Raw genomic sequence first — 19,057 nt, 5'->3', positions numbered from 1 at the left:
ATTCATGTAAAGCCCAAAACAGACTCCAACCAGCGAAATCCAGTGCGTATGTTGATACGTTGCATACTGCCATCAATGAATACCAGGTTGCCGATGGGCCCAATATACGATTTTGTAATGTGAGGCATGTCACAAAATATCCAGTATTGAGACGGTAAAGTTGCTAGCGGAGGAGGCCTCTGTCACAGTGACGGGCTGACTCCGGAGGAATCATGGTATTGCAATCAACACGTTGGCTATCACTTAGCTATTTCACCTATTTTTTTTCTTATGGTATTTTTTTACCTTTCTGGGGACTTTGGTTAGAAGGTGAAGGGATCCCCCCGGAAACCATCGGTATCTTGCTCGGTGCTGGCTTACTCTCCCGCTTTCTTGGTAGCCTGATTATTGCTCCGAGAGTAAAAGATCCTTCTCATCTGGTTACTGCAATCCGTATTCTGGCGCTTTTAACGTTAGCGTTCGCGGTCGGTTTTTGGTTCGGTAATGGCTGGGCTTGGTTGATGGTGGTTATCGCAGGTTTTAACCTGTTCTTTGGCCCACTGGTACCATTGACGGATGCTTTGGCTGCGACGTGGCAAAAACAGATCACCATGGATTACGGCAAGGTCCGGCTATGGGGATCGCTGGCGTTTGTTATCGGCTCTGCATTGACGGGAAAATTGGTATCTATTTGGGGCCATCCCGCTATTCTCTACAGCCTGCTGCTTGGTGTGACAGCGATGTTGCTGGGGGCATTGCTACGGCCCAGTGTGATGCCGCAGGGTGAGGTTAAACATCGCAATGTCGCTGCAACACAATGGAAGGTTCTGCTATCTGAACCACAAGTTTGGCGCTTTTTGCTCTGTGTGACGTTATTACAGGGTGCCCATGCTGCTTACTACAGTTTCAGTTCTATTTACTGGAAAGATGCCGGTTATTCCCCCGCAACAATCGGCTATTTGTGGTCGCTGGGGGTTGTGGCCGAAATTCTGGTATTTGCGTTCAGTCACATCCTTTTCCGTCGATGGACGGCCCGTAGCTTATTACTGCTCTCAGCGGTAAGTGGGATAATCCGCTGGAGCTTAATGGCTTCAACGACTGAATTGCCTTGGTTGATTTTTATCCAAATCTTACATTGTGGTTCGTTTACTGTCTGCCATCTAGCCGCGATGCGTTTCATTTCGGCACGCAGTGGGGCAGATGTGATCCGTTTGCAATCAGTCTACTCTGCACTGGCGATGGGCGGCGGCATTGCGGTGATGACAGTGATCTCTGGCTTCTTATTTGAGAATTATCAGGGGGGGGTCTTTTGGGTTATGGCTCTCATTGTTATTCCGGCGCTGTTTATCCGGCCACGAGTGGTCGCGAACCCGAATGAATTAGCCAGCTAAGGTAGTTCCAATATGCGGCATAACTGAACACTTTGCGGCTCAGTTAATGGAAATGATATCTGGATCAGCGGCGGCGCTGATTCCGTTGATTGTAAAGCATAGGGGGTAAGTACCACCGCGGTGCCAGCGGGGGCCCCCGATTGCAGATAAACGTCATGAGACAAATGTTTAATATGTAACGGTAGTAAGGTCAGTTCACGGATCTGCTGCTCGACTTGGGCTTCTAACGTTGGGTTATCACGCGTCAATAATAAAATCTGCTTCTCCTGTAATGCATTCCCCTGTATTAACCAGGCACCAAAGCTGATGGCGATCAACACCACTTCTTCAATAGAAAATCTAATCTGGTACTCCTGCTCAAACTTGATAAGCGCCCGCTGTGTAGTACGTAGCAAACGGGGATACATATTACTGACTTCTTTGGGGAGTGAATGGTCGATCCCAATATTAAAATAGCAGCGCTCAATGGCGGGGGCGAGATGTGCGAATAACTGGCTGACCAGCGAGTTATCACTACTAAAAGGCATGCCGGAAAGGCGCTTAAAACGGTGAATTAATAGCTTGGTAGCGGCTATCAGGCGGGCATCTTCCGGTGATTGAGTACTGTGGTAACGGTGTGCTTTTATCATCGTCAGCATTAGAATCAGCATATCGCGCTCAATCAAACCCAACGGAGGGGTCAATAACTGGTTGAGTGAGTTGAATAAATGGTCAGCGGCAACCCGCGCAGGTTTTTGTTCTAACCATTGCCGCTGAGTCATTGATAATTGTGGCAGGGCGTACTGCTGGTTTTCCCTGACACAATACAGCAAATACAGTTGCAAAAACTGACGATCTTTTTCACTGAGTTGGCGGTTTAGGTGGGGTTCACACTGGTAAACTATTTGCCGTAGAGCCGATGACAGCAGGCCATCATCCCATGCTAACGCCTGATATAAGTAGGGGGAAAAATGGTGTTCAACAAAATCTGGGCAATAACGCAGCCCACGACGAAGCCAATGGATAAAACAGAGTCGTTTATCGAGTAGGCTCCCGCTAATCTGACAATAATCGTCGGCACTGGTATTAAGTTCTAAATGGTAGAAACGCTGGATTTCGCTGGCAACCTCGGCTATATCTTGCCGGGTAGTCGTAAGGTCGGCCCTGTTGAATCGGCTAATTGTGTCTAACTGTACCTTGTGTGCTGGCATAAATAACATCAGCAACATATGGCAGCGGCGTTGTTGGCTGGATAGCGGTTGATCATCAGATAACTGAGGCTCAGAGGGCGTGTTTAGGCGCATATAAATATCTTTGATGAATCATCGTTATTTATTTAAGCATAGCAAAAGAGATTCATTCGGTTCACGGGTCCTGCAGTTTTTTACATCGACTTACAACTTACATCACAGTAATTGTAGAATATCCAAGGGTTGAATAATGCGCCGCGTGTTATGTTATAACGATCTTATTGCAATTAGCCGGCTGATAACCTTGTTATTAACAGGGGCCGCGATGATTTACAGCCAATTGGCTCAAGCTCATCCCCACAGTTTTATTGATATGAAAACCACTTTCATCAGTGAAAAACAGATGTTGGTAGGAATGAAAATGGTATGGACCATGGATGAAATAACCTCTTCTGACCTGTTGTATGACGCAGAAAATGCCAAGAGTGACTCTAAAATCTGGAAAAAATTGGCCGCAGAAGTGATGGCTAATGTGCTGGGGCAGCACTATTTCACCGATATATACCGTGATGGCAAACCGGTGAAATATAAAAATTTGCCAACAGAATATCATTTATCCCGTCAAGGGCATCAGGCGGTACTCTCATTCGTTCTACCGTTGGCTGAACCTCAGCTATTAGTTGGCAAGCCTTTCATTATCTCAACCTATGACCCGACTTATTTTGTCGATATGGCCTATGCGGATCAAAAAGCGCTCAGTCTATCGGCTGAAATGGAAAAAAACTGCAAACTCACTTTGATTACTCCCAATCCAGACGCATCGCTACAGGCTTATGCGCTGTCATTGGATAAAAGTGACTCACCAGGAGACGATATGGAACTTGGAAAACAATTTGCACAGCAAGTGACGCTTCAATGTCAGTAGTTATTGCTCCGATTCCACGGCCAAAGCAGCGACATTGGCTGATCAATTTATGGCCTCTATTGCTGTTCTTACTCATATTGGTTAGTGCTGGGTATGTCGCATGGCTTTATTGGCCAGAATTGTTTTTTAAAACAGTAGCCTGGCAAAAAAGTATGCATCAGAAAATGGCCCAGTTGTTGCAACAAGTTAAAGCTGAACCGCACCAGGCGGGGTGGGTGCTGATGTTGTTTAGCCTGATTTATGGCGTGTTACATGCTGTAGGGCCGGGCCACGGTAAAGTGGTGATTGTGACGTATCTGGCGACCCATCCGGCACGGTTGAACAGTAGCCTGAAGCTGACTTTTGCCGCCTCAATATTACAAGGTGGCGTAGCGATTCTACTGGTAACTTTGTTGCTTGGGGTATGGCAGCTTTCTTCACGGTATTTGCATCAAAGCAGTTTTTGGTTAGAAAAAGGCAGCTTTCTGTTGGTTATTGGGTTGGGGATGTTGCTCTGTTTTCGAGCGGTAAAGCGGATCTATCGACAAATTAACGCCTTAAAATCACAGAAAATGACTTTTCAGCAGATTCAGCCATTACCGGCTAACCATGTCCACAACGATAGCTGCGGCTGTGGGCACCGTCATCTGCCCAGTGATAAAGAGCTACAAGCCGGTGATGATTGGCGCACCCGTTTGACGATTGTGTTGGCAATGGGCATGCGCCCTTGCTCCGGTGCGATTATGGTGTTGCTGTTTTCCAAGGTGATTGGCGTTTACTGGTGGGGGATTTTGTCGTCGATGGCGATGGCTTTAGGGACGTCGCTGACTATCTCGCTGTTGGCACTGTTCGTCCATTATGCACGGCGCTTAGCGGTATATTTAAGCCGTAAACGCGCCCCCGCCGCTTGGGGAGAGATTGCCTGGGCCACGTTGGCATTAACCGGGGGAATTATTCTGCTGTTTGTAGGGGTTCTGTTTTATTTGTCCAGTCAGCCGGAGATGGTTGGTGCTGTTCGCCCATTTGGTCGCTGATACCCTTCGTCCTTGACGCAGCAGGGGTGTTAGCTGCGCTCACTCACCCGAATCACTTACTAATGTAAGCTCATCGGGATTTGTTTGCTGGCTGCCTACCTGCAACGCCAATGGCTTTGGGTATACCCTTCGTCCTTGACGCAGCAGGGGTGTTAGCTGCGCTCACTCACCCGAATCACTTACTAATGTAAGCTCATCGGGATTTGTTTGCTGGCTGCCTACCTGCAACGCTAATGGCTTTGGGTATGTTTTTTGTCCTTGACGCAGCAGGGGTGTGCTTTCCCAATAAAAAAAGCCAGTCGGTTAACCCTGACTGGCTTTTTATGTGAAACCGCTATTCGCGTGGAATTAACGTTTTAATGCATCACTGATTTCGTTGCTCATGGCTTGAACGATAGATTTAACAATACGTGGATTACCAGCCACGATATTGCCAGAGCTGAAATGGTTATGACCGCCAGCAAAGTCAGTCACGATACCGCCGGACTCACGGACCAACAGCTCGCCACCTGCGAAATCCCACGGTTTTAAGCCAATCTCAAAGAAGCCATCAACACGGCCTGCTGCGACATAAGCCAGATCCAATGCGGCTGAACCGGTGCGACGGAAATCTGCACACTGCTCAAATAGCTTACCAATGACGCGGATATAAGCGGGAGCGTGTTGCTTCACTTTGAATGGGAAACCGGTTGCCAGAATAGTGCCATCTAAATCTTTAGCGTTGGTACCACGTAGACGATAACCATTTAACTGAGCGCCCTGACCACGGCTGGCGCTGAACAGTTCGTTACGCATTGGATCGTAAACCACGGCGACTTCTGTACGGCCTTTAATACGCACGGCGATAGATACCGCAAAATGGGGGAGGCGTTTGATGAAGTTGGTAGTGCCATCCAGTGGATCAATAACCCATTGTACATCATCATCTTCGCCGACCAACTCACCACACTCTTCACTAATAATAGTGTGTTTTGGGTAAGATTTACGGATAACGTCAATGATCAGATGCTCTGCATCACGGTCAACGTTAGTAACAAAGTCATTACTGCCTTTCTGGCTCGCTTCGACAGCGTCCGGGGTTTCATAATTTTTGGCAATCAGGTTACCGGCCTTACGCGCAGCGCGTATGGCGATAGTCAGCATCGGATGCATGGGTATCTTCCACTAGGATGTTAAAGAACGAGAAACGGCGCGTAGTATAGCAGGGGATCTGATAAATGCCTATGTCTGTGTTAGGATATGGCGATTATCCGTTATCCTCAGAGTTTGTATGCTACACAACATTCGTATTGTCTTGGTTGAGACTTCACACACCGGCAACATGGGCTCGACTGCCAGGGCCATGAAAACAATGGGATTAACCAATCTATATTTGGTTAATCCATTGGTAAAACCAGATTCTCAGGCCATTGCGTTGTCAGCCGGTGCCAGTGATGTTATTGGCAATGCCACTATCGTTGATACGTTAGATGAAGCCCTTGCCGGTTGTAGTTTGGTGGTGGGCACCAGCGCCCGTTCCAGAACTTTACCGTGGCCAATGCTGGAACCGCGTGAATGCGGTGTACGCAGTGCGCGCGAAGCTGAACATGCCCCGGTTGCATTGGTGTTTGGTCGCGAGCGTGTAGGTCTGACTAACGACGAGCTGCAAAAATGCCATTATCATGTGGCTATCCCAGCTAATCCTGAATATAGCTCCTTAAATTTAGCCATGGCCGTGCAAATTCTGGCTTATGAAGTGCGTGTGGCACACCTTGATCGTCAGCAGGCAAACGCACCTGTAGAAGAGGAAGAAGCGCCTTATCCTTTAGTGGATGATCTGGAGCGTTTCTATCAGCACTTGGAGCAGGTTTTGTCTCATAGTGGTTTTATCCGTCAGGCCCATCCGGGCCAGATTATGAGCAAATTACGGCGTCTCTTTACCCGCGCTCGCCCAGAGGCTCAAGAGCTGAATATTCTACGTGGAATGCTGACATCCATCGAAAAACAGGATAAATACCCACAACGCGGTACCGGTGATGTGGCGGGGAAGAGTAAGGATTAATGTCTTATATCAATTGGTTATTATAAATTCCAATTGATACTATTGAGCGTAGGTATGGTAATAATAGTTGAGTGAATTACTAGGTTAAATAGTTGACTAAAACACTCAAGAATGTCAAAATTCTGGTTCGTGTTCACCAACAGGTAACTTTAGCTATGAGACTGACATCCAAAGGCCGCTATGCCGTAACCGCCATGCTTGATGTGGCATTACATTCCCAGGACGGGCCCGTTCCTCTGGCAGATATTTCGGAACGTCAGGGGATCTCGTTATCCTATCTGGAACAACTTTTTTCTCGCCTACGTAAAAATGGCTTGGTCGCCAGCGTACGCGGCCCAGGCGGTGGTTATCTGCTTGGCAAAGATGCATCAGCAATCGCGGTTGGCGCTGTTATCACTGCCGTTGACGAATCCGTTGATGCGACCCGTTGTCAGGGTAAAGAAGGCTGTCAGGGCGGAAACCGCTGCCTGACACATACCCTGTGGCGTGATTTGAGCGAGCGTATCAGCAGCTTCCTCAACAATATTACATTGGCAGAACTGGTTAATAACCAAGATATCCTAGAGGTAGCGGATCGTCAGAATAACGATACGCGCCGCACGGCTAATGGCCGACCGCAAGAGACGATTAACGTCAATCTGCGCGCATAAGCAGAATTTGCGGAATTTTACGTTTTGGAAGTGATGTACGGAGCATAAGAGCAATGACCGAATCAAAAGTAAAGACACCGATCTATCTGGATTATGCAGCAACGACGCCAGTAGATCCGCGTGTCGCTGAAAAAATGATGCAGTATCTCACTCTGGACGGTATCTTCGGTAACCCAGCCTCACGTTCGCATAAGTTTGGTTGGCAGGCAGAAGAAGCTGTTGATATTGCACGTAATGACGTCGCCGCATTGGTGGGTGCAGACCCTCGTGAGATCGTCTTCACCTCCGGTGCGACCGAGTCTGATAACCTTGCCATTAAAGGTGCTGCTAATTTCTATCAGAAGAAAGGCAAGCACATCATCACTTGTAAAACCGAACATAAAGCCGTGTTGGATAGCTGTCGCCAACTGGAGCGTGAAGGCTTCGAAGTGACTTATCTGGCACCGCAGTCTAACGGTATTATCGACCTGAAACAGCTTGAAGCCACAATGCGTGAAGACACCATTTTGGTTTCTATCATGCATGTGAATAATGAGATCGGTGTGGTACAGGATATCGCTGAAATCGGCGAAATGTGCCGCAGTCGCGGGATCATTTTCCACGTTGATGCTACACAAAGCGTCGGTAAATTACCTATTGACTTGAGCAAACTGAAAGTCGATTTGATGTCCTTCTCTGCCCATAAAGTTTATGGCCCGATGGGCATCGGCGCGCTGTTTGTTCGCCGTAAACCCCGCATTCGTATTGAAGCACAGCAGCACGGCGGTGGTCATGAGCGCGGTATGCGTTCAGGTACCTTGCCTGTGCACCAAATCGTTGGGATGGGTGAAGCTTACCGCATTGCCAAAGAAGAGATGGAAAGCGAAGCTGCACGTCTGCGTTCACTGCGTTTGCGTTTGTGGAACGGCATCAAAGACATCGAAGAAGTTTACCTGAACGGCTCATTAGAGAATGGCGCACCTGGCATTCTGAACGTCAGCTTCAACTATGTTGAAGGTGAGTCGTTGATCATGGCACTGAAAGATTTGGCTGTCTCATCAGGTTCAGCCTGTACCTCTGCAAGTTTGGAGCCTTCTTACGTGTTACGTGCGTTGGGGATGAACGACGAACTGGCTCACAGTTCAATTCGTTTCTCTCTGGGGCGCTTCACTACCGAAGAAGAGATCGACTACGCCATTGCGCTGGTGCATAAATCCATTGGTCGTCTGCGTGATTTATCCCCATTGTGGGATATGTTCAAGCAGGGCGTGGATATCAGCAGCATTGAATGGTCCCATCATTAATTCCAGACTTTAAGACTCAGGAGAAATCACATGGCTTACAGCGAAAAAGTAATCGATCATTACGAAAATCCACGCAACGTGGGGTCGTTCGACAGCAAAGATCCTACTATTGGTAGTGGCATGGTTGGCGCACCTGCTTGTGGTGATGTCATGAAGTTGCAGATCAAAGTGAATGAAGCCGGTATTATTGAAGACGCCCGCTTTAAGACTTATGGTTGCGGTTCTGCTATTGCCTCTAGCTCTTTAGTGACGGAATGGATGAAAGGCAAGTCTCTTGAACAGGCTGAAGCGATCAAAAATACCCAGATTGCTGAAGAACTGGAGTTACCGCCAGTTAAAATTCACTGCTCAATTTTGGCAGAAGATGCTATTAAAGCCGCTATCGCCGACTACAAAAGCAAGCATACTGCCAAGTAATTGTGATATGTGATTTTTATACCCAAGTTACTTCGAGATGCAGCTAACATTCGTGCATCTTGAAGGACGACAGGTATATATAGATTATTAATAATTAGCTCATTTTTCACTTGGATATAACCCACTGAATTATATATCCACAAGATTTCAAGTTGCAGGAAGGCGGCAAACAAGAGGATCCCGACGAGCTTACATAGGCAAGTGATTTGGGGGAACGCGTACTACCAACGCACCTGTAGTTTGAAAGATGACGGAGATATGAGCTGGTTCTCAGAGTTGAGGTTGTTGTATGTCGATATCAATCAGCGACAGTGCTGCACAACGGGTCAGTGCCTTTTTAAATCACCGTGGCAAAGGCTTGGGTCTACGCTTGGGCGTAAGGACTTCTGGTTGCTCCGGCATGGCATATGTACTTGAATTTGTTGATGAAATAAACGATGACGATATCGTTTTTGAAGACAAAGGTGTGAAAGTGATCATCGATGGTAAAAGCATGGTCTATCTTGACGGTACCGAGCTGGATTTCGTCAAAGAGGGGCTGAACGAAGGCTTTAAGTTCAACAATCCAAACGTCTCAAATGAGTGTGGATGCGGCGAAAGCTTTAACGTCTGATCACTACTTTTGTTCCTACCCCAGATGTTTGTTGCTCTGTTCCGCTCTTTTTGCCAATAAGGGAGCGGAACAGATCTCAGCTTAGCCATTACAACAACTTCCAGAGCATGCTATGGATTATTTTACATTATTCGGGTTGCCGGCTCGCTATTTGATTGACGGCAACCAACTCACCACGCGTTACCAGGAATTGCAACGTCAATTCCACCCCGATCGCTTTGCCACCCAGCCCGAGCGTGAGCGCTTGGCCTCAATGCAACAGGCTGCAACCATCAATGATGCTTACCAAACGCTCAAGCACCCGTTAAAACGTGCCGAGTATATGCTATCTTTGCAGGGTTTTGATTTAGGCAACGAACAGCACACCATGCGTGATACCGCGTTTCTGATGGAACAGTTGGAATTACGTGAGGAGCTTGATGCCATTGAGCGCAAACCTGATGCTGAAACTTTACTGGCTGAATTTAGCCGCCGTTTGGCGCTGATGATAACAACACGCACGCAGCAAATGGTTGAACAACTTGATGAGCAGCTATGGGTGCAGGCAGCGGACACGGTACGCAAATTGCGTTTTCTGGATAAGTTGCAGCAACAAGTTGAGCAGTTGGAAGAGCGTTTGTTTGACGACTTTGCCTGATTCAAATATCTCATTTGATTAATTAAAAACAAATAAAATTCAAGTGATTAATTATTATATGCCCTTAATAATTGACATTGCAGATAGGTAGCAAGCAAATGACAAATCGGTCGAGAACTGATTTGAACGTGGCTTGCAGCGGCCTCGTAGAAGCGAGGCCCATGGATGTGCTGAGTAACGTGTGCAGCTAAACCTCCTGCAGTTTCAAATACGAAGGGCATAGACTCATGATTGATGGAAGCTCAACATGGCCTTATTACAAATTAGTGAGCCTGGTTTAACGGCGGCACCACACCAACGTCGGCTGGCGGCTGGTATTGATTTAGGTACCACCAATTCATTGGTGGCGACCGTGCGCAGCGGTAAAGCGCAAACGTTGGTCGATGAAAAACAGCGGGATTTACTGCCGTCAGTGGTTCATTATCACCCACAGGGTATTGATGTCGGCTGGAATGCGCGCGATCTGGCGGCATTGGACCCGGTTAATACCATCAGTTCAGTGAAACGCATGATGGGCCGCTCTCTGGCTGACATTGTACAGCGTTATCCCAATTTACCTTACCAATTCCAACCAAGTGAAAACGGTTTACCGATGATCCAGACGGTGCGTGGGTTGGTGAATCCGGTTCAGGTGTCGGCAGATATCCTCAAAACATTGGCTCAACGGGCGCAAGCTGCGTTGGCCGGTGATCTCGATGGCGTTGTCATTACCGTTCCCGCGTATTTCGATGATGCTCAGCGTCAGGGGACAAAAGATGCTGCGCGTCTGGCGGGGCTGCATGTCTTACGTTTACTGAATGAACCCACTGCTGCTGCGATCGCTTATGGCCTGGATTCCGGCCAGGAAGGGGTGATTGCGGTTTACGATCTGGGTGGCGGGACATTTGATATCTCCATTCTGCGTTTAAGCCGTGGCGTATTTGAAGTGCTGGCAACCGGTGGTGACTCGGCGCTAGGTGGCGATGATTTTGATCACCTATTAGCTGACTGGTTACGTGAGCAAGCAGGGGTTGCGACCCGCGATGACCACGGTATTCAACGGCAGTTACTTGATGCGGCAATTGCCGCCAAAATTGCGTTGAGTGATGCCGAGACTACGGCGGTTTCCGTGGCTGGTTGGCAAGGGGAGATTACCCGTGAGCAGCTTGAATCGCTTATTGCTCCGCTGGTAAAACGTACACTGATAGCTTGCCGCCGCGCCTTAAAAGATGCGGGCGTCACTGCTGATGAAGTTTTGGAAGTGGTGATGGTCGGCGGTTCGACCCGAGTCCCATTGGTGCGTGAGCAGGTGGGGCAATTCTTTGGCCGCACGCCGTTGACTTCTATCGATCCGGATAAAGTGGTCGCCATTGGTGCCGCTATTCAGGCTGATATTCTGGTGGGCAATAAACCGGACAGCGACATGCTACTGCTTGATGTGATCCCACTCTCCTTAGGGCTGGAAACTATGGGCGGTCTGGTGGAGAAAGTGATCCCCCGCAATACTACCATCCCGGCGGCTCGAGCGCAGGAGTTCACCACCTTCAAAGACGGTCAGAGTGCGATGATGATCCACGTGCTGCAAGGCGAGCGTGAATTGGTGAAGGATTGCCGTTCATTAGCCCGTTTTACGTTGCGTGGCTTGCCTCCCTTGCCTGCGGGAGGGGCACATATTCGTGTTACTTTCCAGGTGGATGCTGATGGCTTATTAAGTGTGACGGCGATGGAGAAATCTACTGGCGTTGAGGCATCGATTCAGGTGAAGCCATCTTATGGGCTATCTGATGATGAAATTGCCAATATGATTAAAGATTCCATGGCGAATGCGCAAAGTGATATCACCGCCCGTAAGCTGGCGGAACAACAGGTTGATGCCGCCAGAGTGCTAGAGAGCCTGCAAGGCGCACTGGCAGAAGACGCCGCGTTACTCAGTGAGCAAGAAAGTGCCGCGATCGCTCAAGCGGTTGCGTTATTACAGCAGCAGATGCAGGGCAGAGACCCGCAAGCCATCGAAGCTGCGATCAAAGCGTTAGATACACAAACGCAAGATTTTGCCGCACGCCGGATGGACGCTTCCGTTCGCCGTGCTTTAGCTGGTCATTCAGTGGATGAGGTTTAATCATGCCCAAAATAGTATTTCTGCCCCATAAAGACCTTTGCCCGGATGGTGCAGTACTGGAAGCAATACAAGGTGAGACCATATTAGACGTTGCTCTACGTAATGGGATTGACATTGAGCACGCCTGCGAAAAATCCTGCGCTTGTACCACCTGTCACTGTGTGGTGCGCGAAGGGTTTGATTCACTGCCAGAAAGCAGCGAGTTGGAAGATGATATGCTGGATAAAGCCTGGGGCCTGGAGCCAGAGAGCCGCCTAAGTTGCCAGGCTAGAGTGACCGATGAAGATCTGGTGGTTGAGATCCCGCGTTATACCATTAACCATGCCAGAGAACACTAAACCTATCGCAACAGGTTGAAAGGACTTTATATGAGTTTAACGTGGCAAGATACCCGCGAAATCGCCGAAGCCCTTTACGAAAGGTTCCCGGATACCGATCCCAAAACAGTCCGCTTTACCGATATGCATCAATGGATTTGCGATCTGGAAGGTTTTGACGACGATCCGCAGAGATCGAATGAAAAAGTATTGGAAGCGATCTTATTGGTCTGGTTAGATGAGTTTGAGTAAATACTGACTGGGCCGCGCAAGCGGCCTTTTTTATTTCGATCTGATATCTTATGCCCTACGTTATTGGCGTCGCAGCTAACGCCTCTGTGGCTTCAGCTAGTCAATGATTAGGGTGCGGGAGAGCATCCAACGCCCCTGCAGCTTGAAGTATGGCGGGTATACAGCAAAAATAATAATGACGAGGTCGGCTATGACAAAAGAAATAATGCAAATATCCCTGTCTCACAATCCGGCAGATGCCCGCTGGGGTGAGAAAGCCTTGCTCAGTACCAATGATCAAGGGGTGACTATCCACTTGACGAGTCACGATCAACTGGGCGTTATCCAACGTGCAGCCCGCAAAATTGATGGACAGGGCATCAAGCAAGTCAAACTGGCTGGTGAAGGCTGGGGCTTGGAACAAAGCTGGGCCTTTTGGCAAGGCTTCCGTGGGCCAAAAGGTCAGCGCAGCGTGGTGTGGGCAGAACTGCCAGCAGATGAAAAAACGGAACTGGAACAACGTTTAAAAATCATCGACTGGGTGCGCGATACCATCAACGCACCTGCGGAAGATTTAGGGCCAGAACAACTGGCGAAAAATGCGATCGATTTGCTGTGTGCGGTATCCTGTGATGCGGTCAGCTACCGTATTACTAAAGGTGACGATCTACGTGAACAGAACTATGCCGGGATTTATACCGTAGGCCGTGGTTCTGATCGTGCCCCGGTATTATTGGCGTTGGACTACAACCCAACCGGCAACCCAGATGCGCCAGTCATGGCCTGTCTGGTGGGGAAAGGCATTACCTTTGATTCCGGCGGCTATAGCTTAAAGCAAAGCGCCTTTATGGATTCAATGAAGTCCGATATGGGCGGGGCGGCAACCTTGACGGGGGCATTGGCGCTAGCAGCCGCGCGTGGGCTTAAAGAGCGCGTGAAGTTGTATCTGTGTTGTGCCGATAACATGGTCAGTGGTAATGCCTTTAAGCTGGGTGATATTATTCGCTATCGTAATGGCAAAACGGTTGAGATCATGAATACCGATGCTGAAGGGCGATTGGTCTTGGCGGATGGTCTGATCGATGCCTCCGAGCAAAATGCGCCGTTGATTATCGACGCAGCCACCTTAACCGGCGCGGCTAAAACCGCCTTGGGTAACGATTACCATGCCCTGTTCAGCTTTGATGATGAACTGGCACAAGCGCTACTCAACAGTGCGCACAGTGAGCACGAGCTTTTCTGGCGTCTGCCATTGGCAGAATTTCACCGCAGCCAACTGCCGTCTAACTTTGCTGAGTTAAACAACGTAGCCGGTGGTGCCTATAGCGCAGGGGCTAGCACAGCAGCGGCTTTCCTGTCGCATTTTGTGAAAAACTATCAGCAGGGTTGGTTACACATTGATTGCTCCGCCACGTATCGCAAAAGCGCCGTTGAGCAATGGTCTGCCGGTGCTACTGGTTTAGGGGTACGCACCGTTGCCAACTTACTGTTAGCGAAAGCAAAACAGTAATTTTATTGAATTGAGAAGACTCAAAGGGGCGCATTTGCGTCCCTTTGTTCATCTTCTCGACGTTTCTGGAGTACAAAATGAGTTTTCCGCAACCATCTGTTGATGATAACCCTGCTGTTGATGATAGTCCTGCCGCTGATAAGCGTCACGAGCATCACCATCATGACGAACATGGCGATGATCTGGAATCTTTGCTGAAACTGGCTGCCACCGCGTCTATTCATCGCACGGCGTTCTTCCGCGCGCTGTTGGACGCCACCGTCTTGGTGCTGGTGGGGGATTCAGAGCCGGTCAGTGACGATGGCGAAATGAGCTTCACCACCGCTAACGGGGTGAATATTTTGCATTGGGAAAAGCAGGATGGTGAGTCTGTCATTCCTTTTTTCACATCGGTAGAGGTCTTGCAGCAGGCGTTGGATCAAACTGATGGCGAGACAATCGGCAGTGAAAAACAGCCTTTCGTGGCGATGCCGGTGCGGGTGTTATTTGAAATGACACAGGGCGCACATCTGTTTTTGAACCCAAAATCTGAATATGGCAAAGAGTTCTGGCCGGAAGAAGTGGCGATGCTGCTGAAGAACGGGGGGTTGGTGCAACCCGCTGAAATGGTGGTAGAAAAAGAGAGCCAAATCTTACTGGGTCAGCCCGAGGAGTATCCCTCCGCGATGGTGGATGCACTGATCCAATTGTTTAGTCAGCGTAAACCAGTGCGGCGGGCTTTTTTGGCGCTGATGCATGATAAAAGTGTTGATGAGAAACCCAACCTGTTGATTGGACTGGAAGTGGATGGCACCGATGATGAGATTGAACAGTTGATTCAAGAGGCCGGTAATGTGGCCAGCGATCACGCCCCAGACAGTGGCCCGGTAGATTTTTGCCTGGTCAGTGAAAAAGAGCGAGGGGTCAGCCATTATCTCACCACTCATACGCAGGCATTCTATCAACGTAAATGGGGTAGTTGGCTGAGGAATGTTATTCCTTCGACGAGCCACTGATTAATATCTAAAAGGATAGGGAGCCAATAGAGGCTCCCTTCCATTTCTGCCACACCGTCATCTCTAAAAAATGATTTTATTCACTTAGAAGCGATAACCCACGTTCAGATTAACGGTCACTGGTGTTTTGATGTTTTTTCCGTTGGACAACTTTACTTCAGAACCGACAGACAGGTTAGGGGTGATGTTCAGGTTCAGGCCCGCTCCGGTGTTGATACGAGTGCCGTTCAGGTTATTATCGAACATCTCTTGGTTCACTCTGAACTTATTATTGGCAGCAAATTCGTGATCAACCGAGGCACTGACATAGGGCTTCATTTCTACGCCGTTTTTCAGCACGAAGCGGTAACCCGCATTCACCCCAATGGTACCCATCATCGAGCGGGTGCTGCTGCTTTGCGCCTCCATGCCGTTAGACAGTTTGACCGCGCTTTTACCGGAGCTAAAGGCGCTCATTGCAACATATGGCGAAACATACAAATTATTATGGTTGATATGTTTACCGGCTTTCACTGCCACCCCCATACCCGAGAAGTTAGTGTTGCCGCTGGCGCTATTATCGGCGCTGGTGACATGAATATCCTGATTGAATTTGTTGGCTTTCACCACACCATTCGCATAGTAACCGTTGTTGGCAAGATATTGGGCGTAAGCCCCCAATGAATGGCTATCGACATTCCCCTTGCTCTGATAGTCGGTCTTAATATTTGATGTGCTAGAGCTGGCGAACCCCCCCACACTCAATACGCCGTCCACCAGTACGGTGGCTTTATCGCCCCCCAGCGTCATGCCGTTTAATGTTTGGTCGAAGTTAGCGGCGCGGCCTTTCACTTCAAAGTTATTATGCAGGTAGGTGCCCCACATGCCGCTTTGGTTGGTTTCAGTGCTTTGCTTATCCAAACGCTGTTGAACAGAACTTAATTCAGCGTTAAAGATAACCGGCGTGGTGTTAGCCACCGCTAAGATACTGGCCGTGCTCGGTGTCACGGTCGATTCATTAGCCACCAGTGTTATTTTACCACTTGCATCTTTAACCAGGTTATACACGCGGTTGCCAAGGCCTATCGGGCCATCGGTTAGGGTAAAGCGCGCGTCACCGCCGCCGGTACTAACGACATTAAGGTTGGTTGGATCGATGCCGCTACCGTCTATCTGGAAGATAAAGTCGCCATCTGCGTTACCCGTGACATTCACCGGTGCCAAGGTATCTTGTTGCAAAATAGAACCCAGCTCGAAGGTGCCGTTGCCTGCCAGTGAATCCATCACCAACTGTGCATTTTTCACATTGCGTAAATCCAGTGTACCGCCGCTCATATTGACCTTTCTAAGGGTGAATGGTGCCGATAAACTGTTGTTGGCAGAACGAGCCGCCCGTGAGAACAGTGCTGCCGCTGGGGTAGCGTCGTCGGCGAATAACGCGACTCGCCCCGCCAGATTGAGATCCGCTTGTGCGGTATTTGCGTCTTGATAAACATTAAGCGCACTCCCTGCTCTGGAATGAATGGTGCCAGCTACTTCGGCACTGTTAGCAAAAGTGGTATTACCGCCGCGCAGTGTCACATCGGTCAGCTTGCCGGCGATCTGGGCTTCACCGTGCTCAATGTTCAATTTCATCGCCTGAGCGCGCGCTTGCAGGTTAAATTCACCGCCTTTTACCGTCACGTTCTCGGCGGTCGCCCCTTCGTTAACGTTAAATTGCCCGCCATTGACCTCGGTATTTTGAGCGATTGCGCCGTTGTTGAGGCTAAATTGCCCGTCATTAAGGGTGGTTTCAGTAAACAGAGCGCCGTCGTTACCCGTTACCGTACCAGCGCTGACCATCTTAGTGACAAGGGCATGGGTGCCAGCAGTTACGCTGCCACCTGCGACCACTGTCGCCCCTTCAGAGGTGGCAGCCGCTTCCTCGGTACCGTTGATCAGTAATTTGCCTTGTGCGCCCACCTGAGTATTCACATCATGGGCGCGGGTATTATTCAGCGTGCCGTTGATCAGTTGGGTATCGTGCGCCAGTGCATTGTCGCTCAAGTTAACTACGCCGTCCTCGGTGACCACGCTGGCTAATACAACACCGCCGGTGGTGACATTCTGCTCACCACCCGCCACCTTGGTTGCCATTACCAGCTCACCATCAGCAATAAGTTGTGCTTCGCCTTTGGCGAGGGTCTGTTGGCTGTTCACCTTGGGATCGAGGTTGTTCAGGGCATTATTCAGTGCCGCAAGGTTCTGGCTAATGTTTGTCAGTTGTTCCATTTTATTGGCTAACTGTAACTCAGCGTCCGCTTTAGCCAATTGGGCGGCTGTAAATTTAACTTCGGCCTCTTGTGCAATGGCGGCAATGACCGCGAGTTTTTGTTCTACTTCCTGAAGTAACTTCTCCGCTGCTGCGGCCTCTGCCATCGCTTGTTGCGCTGTTGTCGCGTCTTTCGCTTGTTGTGCGGCTTGTTCCGCTTGCAGTTGGGCATTTTTAGCCTGTTTAAACACTTCTTGTAGGCTGTTGGTTAGCGCAATGCTATTTATTTTTTGGCCAGCAAGAGCGGACTGTTTATCCATTAATGCAAACGTATTTTCTTGAGCGGTATTTAATTGCTCTTCTGCTGCGTCTATGGGGTCTTGAAGAACTTTAAGTTCCTGTTCATACACCTTTTTATTTTGTATCGCTGCTCTTTTCGCTAAACCTTCTGGGCCCTCAAGGTTTTTACTGGTTCGGTCATGTGCCGCTTTAGCGTCGGAAAGTTTAGAGTTAGGGTTTTTTTCAGCGTCCGCTAGCTTTTCTTCGGCTTGCACCAGTTTTTGTTGCAGTACAAGGGTGCCTGTTGTTCCATTACTCTCCGCATCAGCAAGGGCAGATTTAGTCTGTTGAATTTCTGCATCCAGTTGTTGGGCTTTGATTACTTGTTCTTGTTGATTGATGTCAGCGGTTTCAGTCAGTTTTATTTTTTCTGCTAAAATGGCCTGTGTCTTGCTCTCGCCATTCACCATTGCAGCAAGCTTTTTGCTGATATTTTCATCCAATACGCTCCAATTTTTATTGACTGCTTTAATCGCCTCGCTTTGCTTATTGTTAGCGTCAGCTAATGTAGCTTCGGTTGCCAATTTAGCTTTTTGCTTGTTGCTTAGCGCCTTATTAAACTGATCTTTTTCAATGCTGGTGGTTATTGCCTCCGTTTTTGCCTCTTTTTGTGCTTTTTTTGCCGCAGCCAGTTCTTGTTTCACCCGCGCTTCTTCTTCTTGGAGTTTTTCGGGGTTAATGGTTAAGCGCTTAATCAGTGTTTCAGCTTGTTCTGGGGTGATCACGCCTGCATTAGCGTAAGACTGTACTGTGATGAGGTCTTGATCCGATAGTTTCGCTGCTACTGAAGGCGCTGCCAGTACTGCACCAGATATTAATGAGGAGATTAAAATAGATAGTGGCAATAAACGCGTATTTAAATGATGATGAGATTTCATAGTCGATGTTCCTGAGTACAAATTATAAGATGATTAAGTTAAGAGTGAAAAAGGTCGGTAACGACAATTTATGGCCGCTAATATAATGGATAAAAAAGTATTGGCTATATGTTGAAAATACAATCAACTCAGATTGATATTAATTTCAATAAAAAATTGATTTTTTTCATTGTTATTTTTGTTGTTTGGGGTGGGTTTTTTTTGTATGAGTTTGTTTTATTTATTGTTTGTTTAATGAGGTGCAGTGCAGTGAGAATGTGATTTTGACGTAATAGACCACTATTAATAAAATATTAAAAATTATTTAAATGAACGTTTGTTTTACTGCATTCTGTTTTTTT

At 48.4% G+C, this 19,057-nt stretch carries 17 protein-coding genes; 14 read left to right on the top strand and 3 right to left on the bottom strand.

The features are described 5' to 3' along the window. Window positions 1-212 precede the first annotated feature (212 nt). A complete protein-coding gene (locus AC971_RS03805; protein WP_025380871.1) occupies window positions 213-1,370 on the top strand; it encodes a 3-phenylpropionate MFS transporter in 1,158 nt (385 codons plus the stop codon). Here the strand turns inward: AC971_RS03805 and csiE are convergent. Beyond that, window positions 1,367-2,653 (bottom strand): stationary phase inducible protein CsiE, encoded by a 1,287-nt coding sequence (gene csiE, locus AC971_RS03800; RefSeq protein ID WP_025380870.1) that lies wholly within the window; start codon window positions 2,651-2,653, stop codon window positions 1,367-1,369. The two genes, AC971_RS03805 and csiE, sit on opposite strands and share 4 nt — an antisense overlap. A gap of 136 nt (window positions 2,654-2,789) precedes the next feature. Between csiE and AC971_RS03795 the strand changes: the two genes are divergently transcribed. Both AC971_RS03795 and AC971_RS03790 read left to right on the top strand, forming a co-directional pair. Further along, window positions 2,790-3,464 carry a DUF1007 family protein gene (locus tag AC971_RS03795; RefSeq protein ID WP_025380869.1) on the top strand — a complete coding sequence of 225 codons (675 nt, stop codon included), beginning with the start codon at window positions 2,790-2,792 and terminating at the stop codon, window positions 3,462-3,464. Beyond that, on the top strand, window positions 3,455-4,477 hold the full coding sequence (locus tag AC971_RS03790; RefSeq protein WP_025380868.1) for a nickel/cobalt transporter: 1,023 nt from the start codon (window positions 3,455-3,457) through the stop codon (window positions 4,475-4,477). The genes AC971_RS03795 and AC971_RS03790 overlap by 10 nt, the downstream gene beginning before the upstream one ends. Window positions 4,478-4,825: 348 nt before the next feature. Here AC971_RS03790 and suhB read toward each other — a convergent pair whose 3' ends face one another. Further along, the gene (gene suhB / locus AC971_RS03785) at window positions 4,826-5,629 is read right to left on the bottom strand and encodes an inositol-1-monophosphatase (RefSeq protein WP_025380867.1); all 804 of its coding nucleotides are present in this window, start codon (window positions 5,627-5,629) and stop codon (window positions 4,826-4,828) included. A gap of 118 nt (window positions 5,630-5,747) precedes the next feature. On the opposite strand from suhB, the gene trmJ reads away from it, so the two are divergent. The 11 genes from trmJ to sseB all read left to right on the top strand — a co-directional run bounded on the left by trmJ (window position 5,748) and on the right by sseB (window position 15,269). Next, the gene (gene trmJ, locus AC971_RS03780) at window positions 5,748-6,518 is read left to right on the top strand and encodes a tRNA (cytosine(32)/uridine(32)-2'-O)-methyltransferase TrmJ (RefSeq protein ID WP_025380866.1); all 771 of its coding nucleotides are present in this window, start codon (window positions 5,748-5,750) and stop codon (window positions 6,516-6,518) included. A 155-nt stretch (window positions 6,519-6,673) separates the two neighbouring features. Then, window positions 6,674-7,168, top strand: coding sequence for a Fe-S cluster assembly transcriptional regulator IscR (iscR, locus tag AC971_RS03775; protein WP_002222202.1), 495 nt, complete (start codon window positions 6,674-6,676; stop codon window positions 7,166-7,168). A 53-nt stretch (window positions 7,169-7,221) separates the two neighbouring features. Next, window positions 7,222-8,451, top strand: coding sequence for an IscS subfamily cysteine desulfurase (locus AC971_RS03770; protein ID WP_025380865.1), 1,230 nt, complete (start codon window positions 7,222-7,224; stop codon window positions 8,449-8,451). A gap of 30 nt (window positions 8,452-8,481) precedes the next feature. Continuing rightward, a complete protein-coding gene (iscU, locus tag AC971_RS03765; RefSeq protein ID WP_025380864.1) occupies window positions 8,482-8,868 on the top strand; it encodes a Fe-S cluster assembly scaffold IscU in 387 nt (128 codons plus the stop codon). A gap of 289 nt (window positions 8,869-9,157) precedes the next feature. Then, window positions 9,158-9,481 carry an iron-sulfur cluster assembly protein IscA gene (gene iscA, locus AC971_RS03760; protein ID WP_002209834.1) on the top strand — a complete coding sequence of 108 codons (324 nt, stop codon included), beginning with the start codon at window positions 9,158-9,160 and terminating at the stop codon, window positions 9,479-9,481. A 112-nt stretch (window positions 9,482-9,593) separates the two neighbouring features. Continuing rightward, window positions 9,594-10,118: a co-chaperone HscB gene (gene hscB, locus AC971_RS03755; protein ID WP_025380863.1), complete on the top strand. Its 525-nt coding sequence runs from the start codon at window positions 9,594-9,596 to the stop codon at window positions 10,116-10,118. A gap of 247 nt (window positions 10,119-10,365) precedes the next feature. After that, the gene (gene hscA, locus AC971_RS03750; RefSeq protein ID WP_025380862.1) at window positions 10,366-12,216 is read left to right on the top strand and encodes a Fe-S protein assembly chaperone HscA; all 1,851 of its coding nucleotides are present in this window, start codon (window positions 10,366-10,368) and stop codon (window positions 12,214-12,216) included. A gap of 2 nt (window positions 12,217-12,218) precedes the next feature. Further along, the gene (gene fdx / locus AC971_RS03745) at window positions 12,219-12,554 is read left to right on the top strand and encodes an ISC system 2Fe-2S type ferredoxin (protein WP_025380861.1); all 336 of its coding nucleotides are present in this window, start codon (window positions 12,219-12,221) and stop codon (window positions 12,552-12,554) included. Window positions 12,555-12,584: 30 nt separating this feature from the next. Continuing rightward, entirely contained in the window at window positions 12,585-12,785 is a 201-nt protein-coding gene (gene iscX / locus AC971_RS03740) for a Fe-S cluster assembly protein IscX (protein WP_025380860.1), read from the top strand. A 190-nt stretch (window positions 12,786-12,975) separates the two neighbouring features. After that, on the top strand, window positions 12,976-14,274 hold the full coding sequence (gene pepB, locus AC971_RS03735; RefSeq protein WP_025380859.1) for an aminopeptidase PepB: 1,299 nt from the start codon (window positions 12,976-12,978) through the stop codon (window positions 14,272-14,274). Between the two features lie 77 nt (window positions 14,275-14,351). After that, window positions 14,352-15,269, top strand: a complete 918-nt coding sequence (gene sseB, locus AC971_RS03730; RefSeq protein WP_048677329.1) for an enhanced serine sensitivity protein SseB — start codon at window positions 14,352-14,354, stop codon at window positions 15,267-15,269. 84 nt (window positions 15,270-15,353) lie between these two features. On the opposite strand, the gene yapB is transcribed toward sseB, so the two are convergent. Next, complete coding sequence (gene yapB, locus AC971_RS03725; RefSeq protein ID WP_025380857.1) at window positions 15,354-18,716, bottom strand: autotransporter YapB; 3,363 nt, start codon at window positions 18,714-18,716, stop codon at window positions 15,354-15,356. Window positions 18,717-19,057 lie beyond the last annotated feature (341 nt).

It is taken from the genome of Yersinia similis (assembly GCF_001053095.1).
Classification (GTDB): Bacteria; Pseudomonadota; Gammaproteobacteria; order Enterobacterales; family Enterobacteriaceae; genus Yersinia; species Yersinia similis.
The sequence above is the reverse complement of the archived record's forward strand: the minus strand, read 5'-3'. Positions and strand labels throughout refer to the sequence as shown.

Excerpts from the sequence above, each read along its gene's own strand:
- AC971_RS03795 (WP_025380869.1), top strand. The coding sequence starts at position 2,790 with ATGCGCCGCGTGTTATGTTATAACGATCTTATTGCAATTAGCCGGCTG.
- csiE (WP_025380870.1), bottom strand. The coding sequence starts at position 2,653 with ATGCGCCTAAACACGCCCTCTGAGCCTCAGTTATCTGATGATCAACCG.
- fdx (WP_025380861.1), top strand. The coding sequence starts at position 12,219 with ATGCCCAAAATAGTATTTCTGCCCCATAAAGACCTTTGCCCGGATGGT.
- iscU (WP_025380864.1), top strand. The coding sequence starts at position 8,482 with ATGGCTTACAGCGAAAAAGTAATCGATCATTACGAAAATCCACGCAAC.
- sseB (WP_048677329.1), top strand. The coding sequence starts at position 14,352 with ATGAGTTTTCCGCAACCATCTGTTGATGATAACCCTGCTGTTGATGAT.
- yapB (WP_025380857.1), bottom strand. The coding sequence starts at position 18,716 with ATGAAATCTCATCATCATTTAAATACGCGTTTATTGCCACTATCTATT.
- suhB (WP_025380867.1), bottom strand. The coding sequence starts at position 5,629 with ATGCATCCGATGCTGACTATCGCCATACGCGCTGCGCGTAAGGCCGGT.
- AC971_RS03770 (WP_025380865.1), top strand. The coding sequence starts at position 7,222 with ATGACCGAATCAAAAGTAAAGACACCGATCTATCTGGATTATGCAGCA.
- trmJ (WP_025380866.1), top strand. The coding sequence starts at position 5,748 with ATGCTACACAACATTCGTATTGTCTTGGTTGAGACTTCACACACCGGC.
- hscA (WP_025380862.1), top strand. The coding sequence starts at position 10,366 with ATGGCCTTATTACAAATTAGTGAGCCTGGTTTAACGGCGGCACCACAC.
- AC971_RS03790 (WP_025380868.1), top strand. The coding sequence starts at position 3,455 with ATGTCAGTAGTTATTGCTCCGATTCCACGGCCAAAGCAGCGACATTGG.
- iscA (WP_002209834.1), top strand. The coding sequence starts at position 9,158 with ATGTCGATATCAATCAGCGACAGTGCTGCACAACGGGTCAGTGCCTTT.
- iscR (WP_002222202.1), top strand. The coding sequence starts at position 6,674 with ATGAGACTGACATCCAAAGGCCGCTATGCCGTAACCGCCATGCTTGAT.
- AC971_RS03805 (WP_025380871.1), top strand. The coding sequence starts at position 213 with ATGGTATTGCAATCAACACGTTGGCTATCACTTAGCTATTTCACCTAT.
- iscX (WP_025380860.1), top strand. The coding sequence starts at position 12,585 with ATGAGTTTAACGTGGCAAGATACCCGCGAAATCGCCGAAGCCCTTTAC.
- pepB (WP_025380859.1), top strand. The coding sequence starts at position 12,976 with ATGACAAAAGAAATAATGCAAATATCCCTGTCTCACAATCCGGCAGAT.
- hscB (WP_025380863.1), top strand. The coding sequence starts at position 9,594 with ATGGATTATTTTACATTATTCGGGTTGCCGGCTCGCTATTTGATTGAC.